At 71.8% G+C, this 18,495-nt stretch carries 16 protein-coding genes; 6 read left to right on the forward strand and 10 right to left on the reverse strand.

Annotated elements, in window-relative coordinates; translation table 11 throughout:
- Positions 1 to 113 precede the first annotated feature (113 nt).
- Complete coding sequence (locus ACF062_RS00860) at positions 114 to 938, reverse strand: hypothetical protein (protein ID WP_392136399.1); 825 nt, start codon at positions 936 to 938, stop codon at positions 114 to 116.
- A 5-nt stretch (positions 939 to 943) separates the two neighbouring features.
- On the reverse strand, positions 944 to 1,609 hold the full coding sequence (locus ACF062_RS00865; RefSeq protein WP_392133961.1) for a papain-like cysteine protease family protein: 666 nt from the start codon (positions 1,607 to 1,609) through the stop codon (positions 944 to 946).
- A gap of 225 nt (positions 1,610 to 1,834) precedes the next feature.
- Between ACF062_RS00865 and ACF062_RS00870 the strand changes: the two genes are divergently transcribed.
- A complete protein-coding gene (locus ACF062_RS00870) occupies positions 1,835 to 2,908 on the forward strand; it encodes a hypothetical protein (protein WP_392133964.1) in 1,074 nt (357 codons plus the stop codon).
- Positions 2,909 to 2,982: 74 nt separating this feature from the next.
- Here the strand turns inward: ACF062_RS00870 and ACF062_RS00875 are convergent, their stop codons facing one another.
- On the reverse strand, positions 2,983 to 3,411 hold the full coding sequence (locus ACF062_RS00875) for a Rieske (2Fe-2S) protein (RefSeq protein WP_392133967.1): 429 nt from the start codon (positions 3,409 to 3,411) through the stop codon (positions 2,983 to 2,985).
- 193 nt (positions 3,412 to 3,604) lie between these two features.
- Between ACF062_RS00875 and ACF062_RS00880 the strand changes: the two genes are divergently transcribed.
- Entirely contained in the window at positions 3,605 to 4,537 is a 933-nt protein-coding gene (locus tag ACF062_RS00880) for a carbohydrate kinase (RefSeq protein WP_392133970.1), read from the forward strand.
- Between the two features lie 146 nt (positions 4,538 to 4,683).
- On the opposite strand, the gene ACF062_RS00885 is transcribed toward ACF062_RS00880, so the two are convergent.
- Both ACF062_RS00885 and uvrA read right to left on the reverse strand, forming a co-directional pair.
- Complete coding sequence (locus tag ACF062_RS00885; protein ID WP_392133973.1) at positions 4,684 to 5,457, reverse strand: crotonase/enoyl-CoA hydratase family protein; 774 nt, start codon at positions 5,455 to 5,457, stop codon at positions 4,684 to 4,686.
- 142 nt (positions 5,458 to 5,599) lie between these two features.
- On the reverse strand, positions 5,600 to 8,695 hold the full coding sequence (gene uvrA, locus ACF062_RS00890; protein WP_392133976.1) for an excinuclease ABC subunit UvrA: 3,096 nt from the start codon (positions 8,693 to 8,695) through the stop codon (positions 5,600 to 5,602).
- Positions 8,696 to 8,946: 251 nt separating this feature from the next.
- Between uvrA and ACF062_RS00895 the strand changes: the two genes are divergently transcribed.
- Complete coding sequence (locus ACF062_RS00895) at positions 8,947 to 9,639, forward strand: maleylpyruvate isomerase family mycothiol-dependent enzyme (RefSeq protein WP_392133979.1); 693 nt, start codon at positions 8,947 to 8,949, stop codon at positions 9,637 to 9,639.
- 10 nt (positions 9,640 to 9,649) lie between these two features.
- Complete coding sequence (locus tag ACF062_RS00900) at positions 9,650 to 10,306, forward strand: MBL fold metallo-hydrolase (protein WP_392133982.1); 657 nt, start codon at positions 9,650 to 9,652, stop codon at positions 10,304 to 10,306.
- A 34-nt stretch (positions 10,307 to 10,340) separates the two neighbouring features.
- On the opposite strand, the gene aroQ is transcribed toward ACF062_RS00900, so the two are convergent.
- A complete protein-coding gene (aroQ, locus tag ACF062_RS00905; protein WP_320591293.1) occupies positions 10,341 to 10,814 on the reverse strand; it encodes a type II 3-dehydroquinate dehydratase in 474 nt (157 codons plus the stop codon).
- Positions 10,815 to 10,888: 74 nt separating this feature from the next.
- Between aroQ and ACF062_RS00910 the strand changes: the two genes are divergently transcribed.
- Positions 10,889 to 11,938, forward strand: a complete 1,050-nt coding sequence (locus ACF062_RS00910) for a S66 peptidase family protein (protein WP_392133985.1) — start codon at positions 10,889 to 10,891, stop codon at positions 11,936 to 11,938.
- Positions 11,939 to 12,000: 62 nt separating this feature from the next.
- Positions 12,001 to 13,287 carry an MFS transporter gene (locus ACF062_RS00915; protein ID WP_392133988.1) on the forward strand — a complete coding sequence of 429 codons (1,287 nt, stop codon included), beginning with the start codon at positions 12,001 to 12,003 and terminating at the stop codon, positions 13,285 to 13,287.
- 12 nt (positions 13,288 to 13,299) lie between these two features.
- Here the strand turns inward: ACF062_RS00915 and ACF062_RS00920 are convergent, their stop codons facing one another.
- The 4 genes from ACF062_RS00920 to ACF062_RS00935 form a co-directional block, all read right to left on the reverse strand.
- The gene (locus ACF062_RS00920) at positions 13,300 to 14,400 is read right to left on the reverse strand and encodes a calcium:proton antiporter (RefSeq protein WP_392133991.1); all 1,101 of its coding nucleotides are present in this window, start codon (positions 14,398 to 14,400) and stop codon (positions 13,300 to 13,302) included.
- Positions 14,401 to 14,476: 76 nt separating this feature from the next.
- Positions 14,477 to 15,475 (reverse strand): TerC family protein, encoded by a 999-nt coding sequence (locus tag ACF062_RS00925; protein ID WP_392133994.1) that lies wholly within the window; start codon positions 15,473 to 15,475, stop codon positions 14,477 to 14,479.
- 264 nt (positions 15,476 to 15,739) lie between these two features.
- Positions 15,740 to 17,704, reverse strand: coding sequence for a TerD family protein (locus ACF062_RS00930; protein WP_392133997.1), 1,965 nt, complete (start codon positions 17,702 to 17,704; stop codon positions 15,740 to 15,742).
- A gap of 103 nt (positions 17,705 to 17,807) precedes the next feature.
- Positions 17,808 to 18,386: a TerD family protein gene (locus ACF062_RS00935; RefSeq protein WP_392133999.1), complete on the reverse strand. Its 579-nt coding sequence runs from the start codon at positions 18,384 to 18,386 to the stop codon at positions 17,808 to 17,810.
- Positions 18,387 to 18,495 lie beyond the last annotated feature (109 nt).

Below are 18,495 nucleotides of genomic sequence, written 5' to 3' on the forward strand. Positions count from 1 at the left end.
GACAGTCCGGGGGCCGCCGCCGGGGCGGGAGGACGTACGGAAACGGCGGCCGCCGCCCGGCCCGGACGACGTACCGAAACGGCGGCCGGGGTGCCGGCCGCCGTTCCCCCCGATCAGCCCTGGTGCCGGAACCGGCGGCGCCTCACCAGCGCCGCCCCGGACAGGCCGAGGGCGGCCAGGGCGCCCGCGCCCGCCAGCGAGGAGGCGACGGTGACGGGACCGCCCTGATCCTGCCCTTGGCCGGATGCCTGCTCGGGCCTCGCCGCGTCGTCGTACCCGCCCGCCTTGCCGGACTTCTCGTACGCGGAGCCCGGCAGCTTGTCGCCGTACGCCTTCTGGACGCGCTCGCGGTAGGCGGCCAGCGAGGTCCCTTCGGCGCCCACCGCGCGGACCGCGTCCTTGTCGAGGGGCAGCACGCGCGCGTGGCCCTGCACGTACCACGCGTTGATCTGCGGCTCGTGGAAGACGGTGCCGCCGGGCAGCTTCTCGGCGCCCACGCGCGCGTAGCGGGTCTCGTCGTCCCCTGTGGCGATGTTCACGACCTGCCAGGAACCGCCCCGCTCGACGGTCCACAGGGAGGCCTTCTGGCCGTCGGAGGAGACGGCCTTGCTGGCGAGGAACTCCAGGCGGGCGACCGGAGCGCCCTTCTTGCCCGCGACGAACTCCGGGGAGAGGTAGTACACGGGCACGGCCCTGCCCTCGATGCTCGGGTCCGCGGCGGCCTTGGTGACCGCTCCCTCCCGGGCGAAGAAGCGGGAGAGCGTGTCGAGGGTCCGCGGCGCCTCGGCGGCCTGGTGCGCGGCGGCGCGGGAGGCCGCGGAGGGAGCGGCGGGGCCGGTGTCCGCGGAGGCCTGCGGGGCCGCGAGGCCCAGGAAGAGGGTGGCGGCCGAACCGGCGAGCGCGGCCTTGACCAGGTGGCGGGGAAGGTGACGGGTCATCGCGCTCACGCCCCGATCCGGTAGAGCGAGTGGGTCCAGGAGAAGGTGTTGTTGTCGACGTACCAGGCGTGCGAGGCCCAGTTGTAACGGTCGCTCGAGGGCCAGGGGTCGCCCCAGTAGACCCAGCTGTTGGCGTCGTCGTAGCCGTAGAGGACGTGCATGTGGCCGCCGCCGTTGGACCACTGGATGCGGGTCTCCACCGGGCGTCCGGAGTCGATCTCCGTCTTCACCGTGGGGTAGCGGAGCCAGCCGGTGACGTACGAGCCCGGGTTGATGCCCGCCCAGCGCAGGCCGTTCTGGACGTTGCCGAGCGTGGCCTGGTTGTTGGGGCACTCGGTGTTCTGGCTGCGTCCGAAGGCGGCGTTGCAGAACTGGTTCTGGCTGTAGTTGCGGCCCATGAAGGCCGCGATGGTGTTGCCGCCGGCCGCCCAGCACCAGTTGGTCTTCGCTTGCGCCTGCATGGTGATGTTCAGGCGTCTGGCGGCGAGCGCGGACGGGTCGGCGGCGGTGCCGTTCGCCTTGTCGGCGGCGGGCGCGGCGGTGGGGACGGGGGCGGGGGCCGCCGTGGCCGTGGCCGTGGGGGCGGCGAGGAGCGCCGCCGCGACGACGGCGAGCGTGGCCAGGCGCTTACGTCTGCCTATGCCGCTGTTCCTGCTGATCGGTGGGCGCATCGCGGTCCTCCCGAGCGGGGTGTGGGGTATGGAGGAGCGCGTCCGGACGCTGCGATTGAGCATCGAGTGTTGTCGGGTGCAGGTCAACACGCTTCAATGCGGAATTACCTGGGCCGTGAACGGCGGGCGTACGGAAGTGAACGGACGTCGTACGCCCACCTGGCGACCCGCTCCGACCGGCACGAACGCCGGGGCGGCTGGAGTGAACGTTCACAGGAGGGCCGCATGCGGCACGGCACACAGTTGGCGGAGGGCGTACGCGCGGAGGGCGTGCCCGCGGAGCGCTTGCCCGCGGGGCGCTCGCCCGCGTCGGGCGCGGCCCGGACGGCGGACGGATACCCGGCGGATCCGGCGCGTCCGGCGGACTCGGTGGACACGGCGGACCTGGCGGACCTCGCGGCCGCCCTGCGCACCGGCCCCTTCCACATCGCGCTGCGCACCGCGATCGCCAGCCGGCGGCTGCCGCTCCAGAGGGTGCGGCACCATCTGGCCCAGTACGGCATCCACGTCGGCGTGACCAGCCTGAGTTACTGGCAGCAGGGGGCCCGGCGCCCCCAGCGCGCCGAGTCGCTGCGCGCCGTACGCGCCCTGGAGGAGATCCTCCAGTTGCCCGAGGAGTCGCTGATCCGGCTCCTGGCCCGGCCGGGCGAGCGCGCCGACAGGGAACGGCCCGCCGCCCGTTCGTACCGCTCCCTCGTGGAGGCCTCCGACGTGCTGCGCGCGCTCCTCGTCGAGCTGGGCTCCCCGGTGGACGGCGGGCTGCACACCATCGGCCATCACGAGCGGGTGCGGATCGGCGCGCGGCGTGAGCTGGTCGGCCGGGAGTCACAGCACGCTGTGCGCGCCCATCGGGACGGCGTGGACCGCTACGTCGCCATCCACCACGGTGATCCCGGCTGCGCCCCCGACCGGGTGCGGGTGCGCGCCCTGGAGAACTGCCGGACCGGCCGCGTGCGGTGGCACGAGGGAGCGGGCGTGCTGGTCGCCGAACTGCTCTTCGACACGCGGCTGCGGGCAGGCGACACCCACCTGTTCGCCTACGGCTTCGATGACGGCACCGCGGGGACGGCCACCGAGTACGTGCGGGGCTTCACCTACGCGGGCGGCCAGTACGCGCTCCAGATCCGCTTCGACGACCAGGCCCTGCCCGTACGCTGCCACCGCTTCGCCCAGCAGTCGGCCGCGGGCCCGCGCGGCGGACGCCAGGAGCTGACGCTGAGCGGCAGCCACCGCTCGGTGCACCTGGTGGAGCCGCAGGTGCGGGCGGGGCTGCTGGGGATCGCGTGGGACTGGGAGTGAGGCCGGGCGGGTCCTAGGGCCTGTCTGACAATTCCCGCCTGCCTCCGGCGACGACGCGAATTGTCAGACAGGCCCTAGGCCTTCTTCGCCGGGCCCGCGATGATCTTGCCGTTCTCCACCTTCACCGGCAGTTCGGGCAGCGGCTTGACGGCCGGTTCCTTCAGGACCTCGCCGTTCGTGGCGTCGAACTGACTGCCGTGGCACTGGCAGATCAGCTTGCGCCCCTCCAGCTTGTTGATCGGGCAGCGGGCATGGGTGCAGATCGTGCTGTACGCCGTGTACTCGTCGTCGGAGATCCGGCTGACGACCACGTTCTGATCGGTGTACAGCTTCGAGGCGCCCACCTTCACGTCGTCGGACTTCCCGAGGTCCACCGGCGCGGTCGGCGCCGACCGGTTCGATCCCCCGTCACCCGAGGAGCAGGCGGTGAGCCCGAGCCCGACGGCCGGGGCGAGGGCGGCGGCCCGCAGCACGGTGCGGCGGGCGGGGGGCGTGCCGGGCATGGTGTCTCCACAGGTCAGGGGCGTCGGTGACGGGGCAGACGATACCGGCGGGAGCCGTTTGGACCGGGTGCGGCGCGGGCGTGCCCGAGTGGTGCCCGCTTCCCGCCGAGGGGTCCCGCACGGCCTAGCCTGTGCGGGACGCAGGGCCCGCGCGGCCCGAGCCGAGCCGAGGCAGCGCCGGAGAGGAACCGCCGTGATAGTCGTCGCAGGAGAGGCCCTGATCGACCTCGTGCCGCAGGAGGCGGAGGGGGGCGCCGCGGCCCGGCTGCCGGCGCTCGTGCCGCGCCTCGGCGGGGGCCCGTACAACTCCGCCGTGGCGCTCGGCCGTCTCGGTTCCCCCGTCGCCTTCTGCTCGCGCGTCTCGCGGGACGCGTTCGGCGAGGCGCTTCTCGACGGGTTGCGGGCGGCCGGTGTCGACGTCTCGTACGTGCAGCGGGGCCCCGAGCCGACGACGCTCGCCGTGGCGTCGGTCGGCGCGGACGGCTCGGCCGGGTACGCCTTCTACGTGGAGGGCACGGCCGACCGGCTCTTCAGCGCCCCCGGTCAACTGCCCGACGGTGTACGGGCCATGTCGTTCGGCACCTGCTCGCTCGTCCTGGAGCCGGGCGCGAGCGCGTACGAGGAACTGCTGCGCCGGGCGGCGGCGCGCGGGGTGTTCACGGTGCTCGACCCCAACGTACGGGCCGGGCTGATCCCCGACGCCGACGCCTACCGCGCGCGGTTCACGAGCTGGCTGCCGTCCGTCACGCTGCTCAAGCTCTCGCAGGACGACGCCCACTGGCTCGGCGGCACCCCGCGGGAGTGGCTGACCGCCGGGCCATCGGCCGTGGTGGTCACGCACGGCGGCGAGGGCCTCTCCCTCTACACACGGGACGGCACGGAGGTGCGGGTGCCCGGCGAACCGGTCGACGTGGTGGACACGATCGGCGCGGGCGACACCGTCAACGCGGCCCTCCTGCACGGCCTCGCGGCCCGGGACGCGCTCTCGGCGGAGGCCTTGGCCGCCCTGGACGAGGACGGCTGGACGGCCGTCCTCCGCTTCGCGGCACGCGCAGCGGCGATCACCTGCTCACGGGCGGGGGCGGAGCCTCCGTACGCGGCGGAACTCGACCAGGGCATGGAGTGAGAGAGCCGGTCGCGCGGTTTGCCGGCCACCGTCTGGGAGGTGACCGGCAACTGGCAGCCGCTGCCCGGCGCGCGGCCGTACGACGCCGAGGTGGGGGGCGTCCAGCACGGCAAGCGTTCCGGCAGCCCCTCCAGCCTTCGGCGTCCTCAGTCGTCCGTGAACGCCCCGTGCCGTCCCGCCCCCGCCGCGAACCGGGCGGCGCCCTCGGCCGCCTCGTTCCCCTCGGTCAGGGAGCGCAGCCCGTGCCGCAACTCGCCTGCCATCGCGTCCTGTTCGGACAGGCCGCCCTGTTCGAGGAGGGAGAGCCGGTCCTCCCGCAGGCACGTCTGCGGGAACGCGGCGATCTCTGCGGCGAGCCGCTCGGCCGCGGCGCGCGAGGTGCCCGCGGGGACCACGCGGTTGACCAGGCCCATGCCGAGCGCCTCCGCCGCGTCCACCGGACGGCCCGTCAGGACCAGGTCCATGGCGCGACCCTCGCCGATCAGCCGGGGCAGCCGCACCGTCCCGCCGTCGATGAGCGGCACACCCCAGCGGCGGCAGAAGACGCCGAGGACGGCGTCCTCCTCGGCGACCCGCAGATCGCACCAGAGGGCCAGTTCGAGGCCGCCCGCGACGGCGTGACCGGAGATCGCCGCGATCACCGGCTTGGCCAGGCGCATCCGGGTGGGGCCCATGGGGCCGTCGCCGTCCCGCGTCACTTCATTGCCGTCCGGGGTGCCGATGGCCTTGAGGTCCGCGCCCGCGCAGAAGGTGCCGCCCTCGCCCCACAGAACGGCGACGGATGCCTCGGGGTCGGCGTCGAAGGCACGGAAGGCGTTGGCCAGGGCGCGCGCGGTGGGTCCGTCGACGGCGTTCCGCGCGGCGGGGCGGGACAGTACGACGGTGGTGACGGGGCCTGCGCGTTCAGTACGTACGGACATGGGAGCAGCCGACCACGGCGACGGGTACCGGACAAGGCCTCTTCCGGGCGCCGGACGTGTACGGGTACGGGTGCGGGTGCGGATACGCCGAAGGCGTCCCGCCCGGTGAGGGGAGAGACGCCTTCGGCGCAGGCGGAGCCGGTCAGGCCTTGCGGGCCCGCGTCGCCGTCTTCTTCGCGGCGGCCTTCTTGGTGGCGGCGGCCGTCTTCTTCGTGGTGGTGGCGGCCTTCTTGGCCGTGGCCGCCGGCTTTTTCGCGGCGGCCGTGCCGGTCCTGACCGTGGCCGTCTTCTTCGTGGCCGTGGCGCTCGCCGCCACCGCCCGCTTGGCGGTGGCCTTCTTCGCCGTCGCCTTCTTGGCCGGCTTGCGCCCCTGCGAGGGCAGCGCGTCGCTGATCCGGTCGGCCGAGATGATCTCCCGCAGGAACTTGCCGGTGTGGCTCGTCGGCACCCCGGCGACCTCCTCCGGCGTGCCCTCGGCGACGACCAGGCCGCCGCCGTTGCCCCCCTCGGGGCCCATGTCGACGACCCAGTCCGCGGTCTTGATGACGTCGAGGTTGTGCTCGATGACGATGACCGTGTTGCCCTTGTCGACCAGGCCGGAGAGGACCGTGATCAGCTTGCTGATGTCCTCGAAGTGCAGACCGGTGGTCGGCTCGTCCAGGACGTAGACGGTCCGGCCCGTGGAGCGCTTCTGCAGCTCGGAGGCCAGCTTCACGCGCTGGGCCTCGCCTCCGGAGAGCGTGGGCGCGGACTGGCCGAGGCGCACGTACCCGAGGCCGACGTCGTTGAGCGTCCTCAGGTGGCGGGCGATGGCGGGCACGGCCTCGAAGAAGTCGAGCGCCTCCTCGATCGGCATGTCGAGGACCTCGGCGATGGACTTGCCCTTGTAGTGGACGTCCAGCGTCTCGCGGTTGTAGCGCGCGCCGTGGCAGACCTCGCACGGGACGTACACGTCCGGCAGGAAGTTCATCTCGATCTTGATGGTGCCGTCACCGGAGCAGTTCTCGCAGCGACCGCCCTTGACGTTGAAGGAGAAGCGCCCGGGGAGGTAGCCCCGCACCTTCGCCTCCGTGGTCTCCGCGAAGAGCTTGCGGACGTGGTCGAAGACTCCGGTGTACGTCGCCGGGTTCGACCGCGGGGTGCGGCCGATGGGCGACTGGTCGACGTGCACGACCTTGTCGACGAGGTCGTCGCCCTCCACGCGCGTGTGGCGGCCGGGGACGGAACGGGCGCCGTTCAGCTCCCTTGCCAGGTGCGTGTAGAGGATGTCGTTGACCAGCGTCGACTTGCCGGACCCCGAGACGCCGGTGACGGCCGTGAGGACGCCGAGCGGGAAGGAGACGTCGATGTCCTGGAGGTTGTTCTCCCGGGCGCCGTGGACCGTGAGCCGGCGCGCCGGGTCGGCGGGGCGGCGCACGTCAGGGACCGGGATGGCCTTCTTGCCCGAGAGGTACTGCCCGGTGATCGACTTGTCGTTGGCCAGCAGTTCCTTCATGGAGCCGCTGTGCACGACCTTGCCGCCGTGCTCGCCCGCGCCGGGGCCGATGTCGACGACCCAGTCGGCGACCTTGATCGTGTCCTCGTCGTGCTCGACGACGATGAGCGTGTTGCCCATGTCGCGCAGGCGTACGAGGGTCTCGATGAGCCGGTGGTTGTCGCGCTGGTGGAGGCCGATGGACGGCTCGTCCAGGACGTAGAGCACGCCGACGAGGCCGGAGCCGATCTGGGTGGCGAGGCGGATGCGCTGGGCCTCACCTCCGGAGAGGGTGCCCGCGGCGCGGTTCAGCGAGAGGTAGTCCAGGCCGACGTCGACCAGGAAGCGCAGCCTTTCGTTGACCTCCTTGAGGACGCGCTCGGCGATCTTCTTGTCACGGGCGCCCAGCCTCAGCTCGGCGAGGAAGTCCGCGCAGTCGCTGATGGACATCGCGGAGACCTCGGCGATGGACTTGCCCATGACCGTGACGGCCAGGACGATCGGCTTGAGGCGCGTGCCCTCACAGGTGGGGCAGGGCACCTCGCGCATGTAGCCCTCGAAGCGCTCGCGGCTGGCGTCGCTCTCGGCCTCGCTGTGCCGGCGCTTGACGAAGGGCACGGCGCCTTCGAAGGCGGTGGTGTAGACCCGCTCGCGGCCGTAGCGGTTGCGGTAGCGCACCTCGATCTGCGTCTTGTGGCCGTACAGCAGGGCCTTCTTGGCGCGCTGCGGAAGCCCGGCCCAGGGCATGTCGGTGGCGAAGCCGAGGGCGTCGGAGAGCGCGTTCACCAAGCGGGCGAAGTAGTCCTTGGTGTGACCGTGCGACCAGGGGTGGATGGCGCCCTCGTCGAGTGACTTGTCCTCGTCCGGGACGATCAGCTCGGGGTCGACCTCCATGCGCGTACCGATACCCGTGCAGTCCGGGCAGGCGCCGAAGGGTGAGTTGAAGGAGAAGGAGCGGGGCTCCAGCTCCTCGAAGGACAGGTCGTCGTACGGGCAGTAGAGGTGCTCCGAGTACATGCGCTCGCGCTCGGGGTCGTCCTCGGGGAGGTCGACGAAGTCGAGCACGACCATGCCACCGGAGAGGCCGAGGGCGGTCTCCACGGAGTCGGTCAGGCGGCGCTTGGCGGAGTCCTTCACCGTGAGGCGGTCGACGACCACCTCGATGGTGTGCTTCTCCTGCTTCTTGAGCGTGGGTGGCTCGGAGAGCTGGATCGTCTGTCCGTCGACCCGCGCGCGGGAGTACCCCTTGGTCTGGAGGTCGGCGAAGAGGTCGACGAACTCGCCCTTGCGCTCGCGCACCAGCGGGGACAGGACCTGGAAGCGGCTGCCCTCGGGCAGCTCCAGGACCTTGTCGACGATGGCCTGCGGCGACTGCCGGGTGATGGGGCGGCCGCACTCGGGACAGTGCGGCTTGCCGATGCGCGCGAAGAGCAGGCGCAGGTAGTCATAGACCTCGGTGATGGTGCCGACCGTCGAGCGGGGGTTGCGCGAAGTCGACTTCTGGTCGATGGAGACCGCCGGGGAGAGGCCCTCGATGAAGTCGACGTCGGGCTTGTCCATCTGGCCGAGGAACTGCCGGGCGTACGAGGACAGCGACTCGACGTACCGCCGCTGGCCCTCGGCGAAGATCGTGTCGAACGCGAGCGAGGACTTGCCCGAGCCGGAGAGTCCGGTGAACACGATGAGGGAGTCACGCGGGAGGTCGAGCGAGACGTTCTTGAGATTGTGCTCGCGCGCGCCACGGACGATGAGACGGTCGGCCACGCCGGTCCGCACCTTTCTTGAGAGAAGTGACAGGGGCAGAACCCCGTCGTTCCAGGGGCAGAACCCCCGTCGTTCACAGACTAGGGCGAGCCACTGACAACGCCGGGCCGCTTCCCTGGTTCCGCATGCACAACAAGCCCGGACCTTCAAGAATGCCCGATGCCGCCCCCGACCATATAGCACGCACATTCGAATTACGGGGTGACCTGGACACCTTCACCCATACGTGTGACCCAGCTATCGTCGGGCGCATGATTGATCATGTGCGCGACCTGGCGTCTGTACGTGACGCGACCGAGCGGCTGCTCACCGCAGCCGGAAAACTGAACAGCGATGCGACCACCGAGCCGTCCCGGCTCCCGGGCTGGACCCGCGGTCATGTCCTCGCCCACCTCGCCCGGAACGCGGACGCCCTGGTGAACGTCCTCGCCGGCCGCCCCATGTACGTCGACGCGAAGGTGCGGGACGCGGACATCGAGCGGGACGCCCCGCGCGCCGTCGTCGAGCAGCTCGCGGACGTACGGGAGAGCGCGGCCCGCTTCCAGGACGAGGCGGCGAAGCCCGCGGACTGGTCCCGCACGGTGGAGCTCCGCAACGGCGTCACGGACTCCGCGTCACGGGTGCCGTTCCGGCGGTGGGTCGAGGTCGAGCTGCACCACGTCGACCTCGGCATCGGGTACGAGCTGGAGGACCTGCCGGAGGAATTCGTGCGCCGGGAGATCGCCTTCCTCGCCGCACGCTTCTCGGGCAACCCCGATGTGCCGCCCACGCGGATCACGGACGGCACGCACGCGTGGAGCACCGGCCGGCAGGGTGCCCCCGACGATGGCACCATCACCGTTTCGGGCCCCGCGCCCGAGGTGGTCGGCTGGCTCGCCGGCCGCCGCGACGGCTCCGGGCTCACGGCCGAAGGCGGCCTCCTGCCCGCCCTGCCCCCGCTATAGGCTGACGCACATGACGTACAGCGGAGCGGTGAAGGTCGGCGGGCCCGCGGATGTGCACGAGCTGCCGGACCTGATGATCTCGAAGGTCGCGGTCGGACCGATGGACAACAACGCCTATCTGTTGCGGTGCCGGGCCACCGGTGAGCAGCTGCTGATCGACGCGGCGAACGACGCCGAGACGCTGCTGACGCTGATCGGTGACGACGGCATCGCGTCCGTCGTCACCACGCATCAGCACGGCGACCACTGGCAGGCGCTGCCCGCCGTCGTGGCGGCGACCCGCGCGCGGACGTACGCGGGCCGTGCGGACGCCGAGGGCATCCCGGTGCCGACCGACGTGCCGGTGGACGACGGCGACACCGTCCGTGTCGGCCGGGTCGAGCTCACCGCACGCCACCTGGTGGGCCACACGCCGGGCTCGATCGCGCTCGTCTACGACGACCCGCACGGCCATCCGCACGTGTTCACCGGCGACTGCCTCTTCCCGGGTGGCGTCGGCAACACATGGAACGACCCGAAGGCCTTCGCGAGCCTTATGGACGACGTCGAGACGAAGATCTTCGGGACGCTTCCGGACGAGACGTGGGTCTACCCCGGCCACGGCAACGACACGACGCTGGGCGCCGAGCGGCCGCACCTTGCGGAGTGGCGCTTCCGGGGCTGGTGAGCCCGGGCGGCGCCGACGGGCCGCGGGGGCGGCGTCACGCCCCGGCGGCCACCAGCGCCGCCACCCGCTCCACCGCGAAGACGTAGCCCTGGACGCCGCACCCCGCGATGACGCCGTCGGCGCGCTGCGAGACGTAGCTGTGGTGCCGGAACGCCTCGCGCTGGTGGATGTTGGAGATGTGCACCTCCACCACCGGCATGCCGTCACAGGTGTTGAGCGCGTCCAGGATCGCGACGGACGTGTGGGAGTAGGCCGCGGGGTTGATGACGATGCCCGCGTGGCGCTCGCGCGCCTCGTGGATCCAGTCGACCAGCTCGCCCTCGTGGTTGCTCTGCCGCAGGTCCACCGTGCCGCCGTGCGCGGCCGCCGCCTTCGCGCACAGCGCCTCGACGTCCGCGAGGGTGTCCGAGCCGTAGATCTCGGGCTGGCGCTGCCCGAGGAGGTTCAGGTTCGGGCCGTTCAGGATCATGATCGGGGCGGTGGCGAGGCTACGGGTACTGAGGGTCATGGACGAGGTCTATCACGCCTCCCGCGCGGGAACTCGCGTGCGGCCTCGGGGAGTACGGCCCTACGCTGCCCCCCATGATCGCCGAACCCCTGTACCCGCCCAAGCCCTCGCCGGGGGACCGCATCGCCGTGATCTCACCGTCCAGCGGCCTTCCGGAGCTCTTCCCGCTCCCCTACGAACTCGGCCTCGAACGGCTCCGCACGGAGTACGGCCTGGAACCGGTGGAGTATCCGTCGACACGGAAGATGGGGGCGTCGCCGCGGGAGCGGGCCGACGACATCCACGCCGCGTTCGCCGATCCGACCGTCAAGGCCGTCATCGCGAGCATCGGCGGCGACGACCAGATCACCGTACTGCCGCATCTGGACCGGGAGTTGCTCCGCGCGCACCCGAAGCCGTTCTTCGGCTACAGCGACAACACCAATCTGCTCGCCTACCTCTGGCAGTGCGGCATCGTCGGCTACCACGGCGCGTCCGTGATGTGCGAGCTCGGCCGGCCGGGCGCGATGGCGCCGCTGACCGAGCGTTCGCTGCGGGCCGCGCTCTTCACCTCCGGGCCCTACGAACTCCATCCGGCCGACCGCTACCGCGACGTCGACCTGCCCTGGGACGACCCCGCGAGCCTCGCCGAGGAGCCGCCGACCGAGCCGGGCGGCGGCTGGCACTGGCACCGGCCGGAGCGGGTCGTGGAGGGCCGCTCCTGGGGCGGCGAGCTGGAGATCCTCTCCTGGCTGCTGATGACGGACCGTGAGATCGCGCGCGACCTGTCGGCGTACGACGGATGCGTGCTGTTCCTGGAGACCTCGGAGGAACTGCTGAGCGCCGACGCGGTGTTCCGCATCCTGCGCAACATGGGGGAACGCGGGCTCCTCCACCGCTTCCCGGCCCTCCTGATGGGCCGCGCCAAGGCCTGGTCGTTCACCCGCCCCAACGACGCGGAGGCCAAGGCCACGCACGCGCGTGAGCAGCGAGAAGCCGTGCTGCGGGCCCTCGACGCGTACGCCCCGGACACCATGGCGGTCTTCGACGTGGACCTCGGGCACACCGACCCCCAGCTGGTGATCCCGTACGGCGGGACCGTGCGGGTCGACGGGGCGGGGCGGCGGATCACGGTGACGTACTGAACGACCCGATCACCCCCGTGCGCCCCCCGTAACCACCCGTCACTGTGGGTAGTCCGAGCGACATGCGCACCACTGAACCACCCTCCTTGCCGCGGCTCGCGGCGGCCTCGCTCGCGGGGACCGCCATCGAGTTCTACGACTTCTTCATCTACGGGACGGCCGCGGCACTGGTCCTCGGGCCGCTGTTCTTCCCGACGTTCTCGCCGCTGGCGGGCACGCTCGCCGCCTTCGCGACCTTCGGCGTGGGCTTCGTGGCACGCCCCTTGGGGTCGGTCCTCTTCGGGCACATCGGGGACCGGCGCGGGCGGCGGCCCGTACTCGTCGGGTCGCTGCTCCTCACCGGCGTCGCCACGGTCGCCGTCGGCTGCGTTCCGACGTACGAATCGATCGGGATCGCCGCTCCTGTGCTCCTCCTTGTGCTGCGCTTCCTGCAAGGGCTCGGGCTCGGCGGCGAGTGGGGTGGCGCCGTGCTGCTGACCGCGGAGCACGCGCCGGCCGAGCGGCGCGGGCTGTGGGCGAGCTTTCCGCAGATCGGGCCGCCGGTCGGCTTCCTCCTTGCCAACGGCATCATGCTGGCGCTCTCGGCGACCCTCTCCGACGCGCAGTTCGCCGCCTGGGGATGGCGGGTGCCGTTCTGGGCTGCGGGGGTGCTCGCGGCGGCCGGACTCGCGCTGCGCACCTCGCTCGCGGAGAGCCCCGACTTCCTGCGCGTGCGTGAGCACGCGCGCGTGCCGCTCGTCGAAGTGGTCCGCGACCACTGGCGCCTGGTGCTCCTGACCGCGGGCGCGCTCGCGGTCGGCTATGCCGTCTTCTACGCGGTGACGACCTGGTCGCTCGCCTACGCGGTGGAGCGGCTCGGCGTGAGCCGCACGGTGATGCTGACGTGCATCATGGCGGCCGTGGTGGTGAAGGGCGCCCTGACCCCGGTGGTGGCCGTGCTCGGCGACCGGTACGGCCGGCGGCCGCTGTGTCTGCTCGGGTGCGCCGCGTCCGCGCTGTGGATGTTCCCGATGATCGCGCTGCTCGCGACCGGGCAGCCGCTGCTGATGTTCCTCGGCTTCCTGGTGGCGATGATCGCGTTCATCACCATGTTCGCCGTGATCGCCGCGTACCTGCCCGAGCTGTACGAACCGCGCGTGCGCTGTACGGGCGCCGCGGTCGGCTACAACCTCGGCGGCGTGCTCGGCGGGGCGCTCACGCCCATCGTGGCGACGGCGGTGGCCCAAGGGGACGGGACGCCGTGGGGCGTGGCCGCGTATCTGACGGGTATCGCCGTGCTGAGCCTCGGCTGTTTCGCGCTGCTTCCCGAGACACGACCGGTGCGCGAGGCGGTGCCGGCCGCGGGGTGAGCCTCTGCTCGCCTACGGCGTGACCGCCAGTTCCAGGTAGGCCGCGAACAGCACCAGGTGGACGCCGCCCTGGAGCGGAGTGGCGCGCCCCGGTACGACCGTGAGCGTGCCGACGACCACCGTGAGGGCGAGCAGCACCATATGGGTCGCGCCCAGGCCGAGCACGAGCGGCCCGGACAGCCACAGGGAGGCGAGGGCGACGGCGGGGATGGTCAGGCCGATGCTGGCCATCGCCGAGCCGAGGGCGAGGTTCAGGCTGGTCTGCACCCGGTCGCGACGGGTGGCCCGCACGGCCGCGATCGTCTCCGGCAGCAGCACGAGCAGCGCGATGATCACGCCGACGACGGCGTGCGGCATGCCGGCGCTCTCCACTCCCGACTCGATCGTCGGTGACACGCCCTTGGCGAGGCCGACCACGCCGATCAGGGCCAGCGCGAGCAGTCCGAGGCTGGTCAGCGCCTGCCGCGTGGAGGGGCCTTCGGCGTGGCTGTCGGCGTCGATGACCTCGCCCTGTTTGGTCAGGGGCAGGAAGTAGTCGCGGTGGCGCATGGTCTGGGTGGTCACGAACAGGCCGTACAGCGTGAGCGAGGCGACGGCGGCGAAGGTGAGCTGGCCCGTGGAGAACTCCGGGCCCGGCTTGGTGGTGGTGAACGTCGGCAGCACCAGGCAGAGCGTGGCCAGGGTCGCGACGGTCGCGAGGGCGGCGCCGGTGCCCTCGGGGTTGAAGACGGCGGTGCGGTGGCGCAGGGCGCCGACCAGGAGGCAGAGTCCGACGATGCCGTTGCAGGTGATCATCACCGCGGCGAAGACGGTGTCCCGGGCGAGGGTGGCGCTCTTGTCGCCGCCGTCGGCCATGAGGGTGACGATCAGCGCCACTTCGATGATGGTCACGGCGACGGCGAGGACGAGCGAGCCGAAGGGTTCGCCGACGCGGTGCGCGATCACCTCGGCGTGGTGGACGGCGGCGAGCACCGCTCCCGCGAGGACCAGGGTCATCACGGCGATGACCGCGCCGGGCAGGTCGCGCCCCCAGGTGAGGGCGAGAAGGACGACTGCGAGGAGCGGGACCACGGCCGTCCACTGCATGCCGAGCGCCCGGAGCCGAGTGACCATGACTCGATGCTGCCCCGGGCGCTTGGGTGCCGCTACTCGGTGTCTGGCGCCCGGTGCCGGGCGGAAGCCGTGACCGTCAGGCCTCGACGCTGTCCTTCTCCGCGCCGTCCGCGGCCTCGGCCGCGTCCTTCTCCGCCTGCTTCTTGGAGGCGATGAGGCTGGTGATCGTGGTGATCACCAGGACGCCGCAGATGACGCCGAGCGAGACCGGGATGGAGATCTCGGGGACGTGCACCCCGTTCTCGTGGAGGGCGTGGAGGACGAGCTTCACGCCGATGAAGCCGAGGATCACCGACAGGCCGTAGCTGAGGTGGACCAGCTTCCTGAGCAGACCGCCGATGAGGAAGTACAGCTGCCGCAGGCCCATGAGGGCGAAGGCGTTGGCGGTGAAGACGATGTACGGGTCCTGGGTGAGGCCGAAGATCGCCGGGATGGAGTCCATCGCGAAGAGCACGTCGGTGGTGCCGATGGCGAGCATGACGACCATGAGGGGCGTCATGATCTTCTTGCCGTTCTTCCGGACGAAGAGCTTGGTGCCCTCGTACCGGTCGGAGACGCCGAACTTCTTCTCGATGGACTTCAGGAGGCGGTTCTCCTCCCAGTCCTCTTCCTCCTCGTCGGCGCGCGCCTCCTGGATGAGCTTCCAGGCGGTGTAGATCAGGAACGCGCCGAAGATGTAGAAGACCCACGAGAAGTTGGCGATGACCGCGGCGCCGGCGGCGATGAAGATCGCGCGCAGGACCAGGGCTATCAGCACACCGAAGAGCAGCACGCGCTGCTGGAGGTGGCTCGGCACCGAGAACTTCGCCATGATCAGGATGAAGACGAAGAGATTGTCGACGGAGAGCGACTTCTCGGTGATGAAGCCCGCGAAGAACTCGCCGGACGCCTGGGTCTCACCCGCGATCAGCAGGCCGACGCCGAAGAGCGCCGCGAGGACGATCCAGACGACCGTCCATACTCCGGCTTCCTTGATCGACACGTCATGGGGCTTGCGCCCGATGAAGAAGTCAACCGCGATCAGGGCACACAGACCTAGAACGGTCGTTACCCACAGGGTCATTGAAACGTCCACTGCGCCTCCGGCTTCGTACGGCTACTGATCAGCGTCGTCGCTGCCGGAGGTCTCTTCCACCCTAGGCGGTCACCGCCATGAATCGGGCCGACGCCCCGGGACCGATGGCGGTCCGTATTGACGGGAACGTCGCAGCCGGGAGTACTCCCCTCCGCTGGTAGAAGAGTACGCGAAACACCAAGGATTGGTAAAGGAGATGGTAAACAAAAGACAAAAGGCCAGGTCAGAGGGGTGGTAAAGGCGCTCTACCGGCTCACTTCGCCGTCACCGGCCGCCGGTGCGCCGGGCCGTGGCGACCTGTTCGAGGACCTGCCGCAGGATCTGGCTGCCCGCCGGGAGGACCGGCGGGTCGTACGTCCACGTATGCCCGACCCACGGGTCGGCGAGGTGGTCGTCGGGCACCGGCGTCAGGCGCAGCAGCGCGCGCCACAGGGGGTCGAGCAGCGGGCCGTACTCGGTGGCGTCCTCGCGGTCGGCGACCATCATGAGGTGCACGCCGACGGACGGGCCCTCGTCCGCGAGGTAGCGCAACTGGGTCACGGCGCGGTCGTCGAAGCCGTGCGGGAAGTCGTTGACGATCAGGAGCTGCTCGGCGGTGTCCAGGTCCGGGGGCAGCGCGTCGGCGGCGCCGCCGCGGATCGCCATCTGGACGAGGTCCACGCGCTGGGTGAGCCTGGCGAGGACGTCGGAGACTCCGGCCGCCCCGGCCGCCGGGGGCCCGGCGAGGACACCGGCGGACACGAGCGGGGCGAGGGCGGCCGTCGCAGAGCCCGCGGGGTCGATGACGTGCACCTGGAACTCGCCCGCGGGGTGGACGGCGAGCAGCCGCGCGGCGTGGGCGACCGCGGTGTCCATGGCGAGGCGGCGCAGCGCGGTGGAGTCGGTGCGGTGGTTGGTGAGGGCCTTGCCGCTGTCGATCCACAGGCCGCGCTCCAGCGGCAGCCTGACGAGCATCGGGATGCGCAGGTCGGGGCGCTCGGGGAGGTGGAGGTCGCCGAGGCGCAGCGCCATCGGGATCTCCATGGGGGCGCGGTAGGCGTGCCAGACGGGGTTGCTCCACGCCGCGAACGCCGGGGGGAGGGCGGGCTCGACGACATCGGCCTCGGCGGCGAGCTGGCTGAGGTCACGGTCGAGGGCCGCCCTGGCCTGGCCGACGAGGTCGGCGTGCTTGGTCCGTGCGCTCTCGCGGGCGGCGTCACCCGCGCCGCCGATGCGGCTGCGCGGGTCGTCGAGGACCTTGTCGAGCTCCTGCTCCATGCGGGAGTCGGCGAAGTCGACGGCGCTCCGGTACGCGGCCGTGGTGCGGGCCAGGTCTTCGAACATGCCCCAGACCTGGTTGTAGAGCCGCTCCTCCATGGACCAGCCGGTGGCGTCGCCCGCCACGGGCCGCGCGGGCAGGCCGGGCTCGGCCGGGGGCGCCGCGGGAGGCGGTGGCGGTGGCGCGGTGGTCCGGCGCCCGGGGTGGGTGTAGTCGACGGGACCGCCGCCGGTCGGCGTGTCGCCGGGGGGCACGGGGGCCCCGCCGGACTGCTGAGCGGGCGGCTGTACGGGGGGCTCGCCGCCCGGCCGCTGTACGGGCGGGGCGGGGCGGCCGTGCGCCGGGCCGTGGTCCTCCGTGGTGGTGCGCACGCGGGCGTCGTTGGCGGGGCGGGGCGAAGGCGCGGCCACGGAGCGGGCCAGGCCCTGGGCCACCGCGTCGTCGATGGCGTCCGCGAGCTCGCGGGCCTGGGGCAGGCCCTGGTCGGTGAGCATCTCGGCGAGGCCGCCCGCGTACCCCTGGCCGACGGCGCGGACCTTCCAGGCGCCCTGGCGGCGGTAGAGCTCAAGGGCGACGACGGCGGACTCGGCGTCGAGGTCGGTGATGGTGTAGCTGGCCACCTCCGCGCCGTCGAGTCCGGTGACCGCGACGAAGGGAGCCGCGAGGGCGCGGAAGCTGGCGGGGCCCCCGGCGGCGACGGGCAGCGCGAGCAGGACGCTGACCCGGTGGACGGTGTCCGGCAGGGCGCCGAGGTCGACGGCGAGGCGGTGGTCGGCCGCCGCCTGGCGGGACACCTCCAGGCCCGGCAGGGTGGGCGAGCCGGGGTGGGCCACCCACTCCGCGCCGGGGACCCTGCCCCGGTCGTCGCCGAGCGTGGCCCCCGCCACGATCGGCTCGCCGGCCGAGACCCGGATCTCCAGGCGGGTCCCAGGCAGCGGATGGTTCTGCCCCCGCACCAGCTCGGCCGTCATCGTCTTGTTCCCCCCTCGGAGAGCTCTCGTCGAGCCCTCGCCCCTATGGATATGGGCTGGATGTGGCCTGCCCAGGGCCCTTTTGATGTGAGCCGGATGCGGCTTACAGGTGCGGCAGGATCGACGGCATCAGGTCCTGGAAGGTGCGGCCGTTGGCGGGGTTGCCGATGGCCGTCATCTGCCAGCCGGCGCCCGCGCGGTGGACCTTCGCCATGATCTGGGCGGTGTACTGGCCGCCGCCGTCCAGGGTGTAGCGGGCCAGCTCCTGGCCGTTGGTCTCGTCGACCAGGCGGCAGAACGCGTTCTGCACTTCCTGGAAGGTCTGGCCGGTGAAGGAGTTCACCGTGAAGACGATCTGGTCGATGTGGACGGGAATCCGCTGGAGATCGACGAGGATCGCCTCGTCGTCGCCGCCCTGGCCGACACCGCCGACGACGTTGTCGCCGGTGTGCCGCACGGAGCCGTCGTCGCTGACCAGGTGCCGGAAGAAGACGACGTCCACGGGCTGCTTGTCCGCGAACAGGACCGCCGAGGCGTCCAGGTCGACCTCCCGCGTCCGTGTGCCGAACAGGCCGCGGCGCGGGGCCGCCTGCCATCCGAGCCCCATGCGCACCGCGGACAGGGCGCCCCCGTCGTCCTTCTGCAGGCTGATGGCCTGACCCTTGGTCATGTTGACCGTCACGCGCTGTCCCCTCTCGAACTGCCTGGGCAACCGCCTCTTGCGGTTGCCCAGCACCCTACGCAGCGTCACCTGCGCGGCCGCAGCGCGGGCCGCACTTTGTGGCGGTCCT

It is taken from the genome of Streptomyces sp. NPDC015345 (assembly GCF_043078805.1).
Lineage (GTDB): Bacteria > Actinomycetota > Actinomycetes > Streptomycetales > Streptomycetaceae > Streptomyces.

Coding starts and splice junctions, on each gene's coding strand:
- ACF062_RS00915 (WP_392133988.1), top strand. CDS start 12,001: ATGCGCACCACTGAACCACCCTCCTTGCCGCGGCTCGCGGCGGCCTCG.
- ACF062_RS00860 (WP_392136399.1), bottom strand. CDS start 938: ATGACCCGTCACCTTCCCCGCCACCTGGTCAAGGCCGCGCTCGCCGGT.
- ACF062_RS00900 (WP_392133982.1), top strand. CDS start 9,650: ATGACGTACAGCGGAGCGGTGAAGGTCGGCGGGCCCGCGGATGTGCAC.
- aroQ (WP_320591293.1), bottom strand. CDS start 10,814: ATGACCCTCAGTACCCGTAGCCTCGCCACCGCCCCGATCATGATCCTG.
- ACF062_RS00875 (WP_392133967.1), bottom strand. CDS start 3,411: ATGCCCGGCACGCCCCCCGCCCGCCGCACCGTGCTGCGGGCCGCCGCC.
- ACF062_RS00910 (WP_392133985.1), top strand. CDS start 10,889: ATGATCGCCGAACCCCTGTACCCGCCCAAGCCCTCGCCGGGGGACCGC.
- ACF062_RS00895 (WP_392133979.1), top strand. CDS start 8,947: ATGATTGATCATGTGCGCGACCTGGCGTCTGTACGTGACGCGACCGAG.
- ACF062_RS00870 (WP_392133964.1), top strand. CDS start 1,835: ATGCGGCACGGCACACAGTTGGCGGAGGGCGTACGCGCGGAGGGCGTG.
- ACF062_RS00865 (WP_392133961.1), bottom strand. CDS start 1,609: ATGCGCCCACCGATCAGCAGGAACAGCGGCATAGGCAGACGTAAGCGC.
- ACF062_RS00885 (WP_392133973.1), bottom strand. CDS start 5,457: ATGTCCGTACGTACTGAACGCGCAGGCCCCGTCACCACCGTCGTACTG.
- ACF062_RS00920 (WP_392133991.1), bottom strand. CDS start 14,400: ATGGTCACTCGGCTCCGGGCGCTCGGCATGCAGTGGACGGCCGTGGTC.
- ACF062_RS00930 (WP_392133997.1), bottom strand. CDS start 17,704: ATGACGGCCGAGCTGGTGCGGGGGCAGAACCATCCGCTGCCTGGGACC.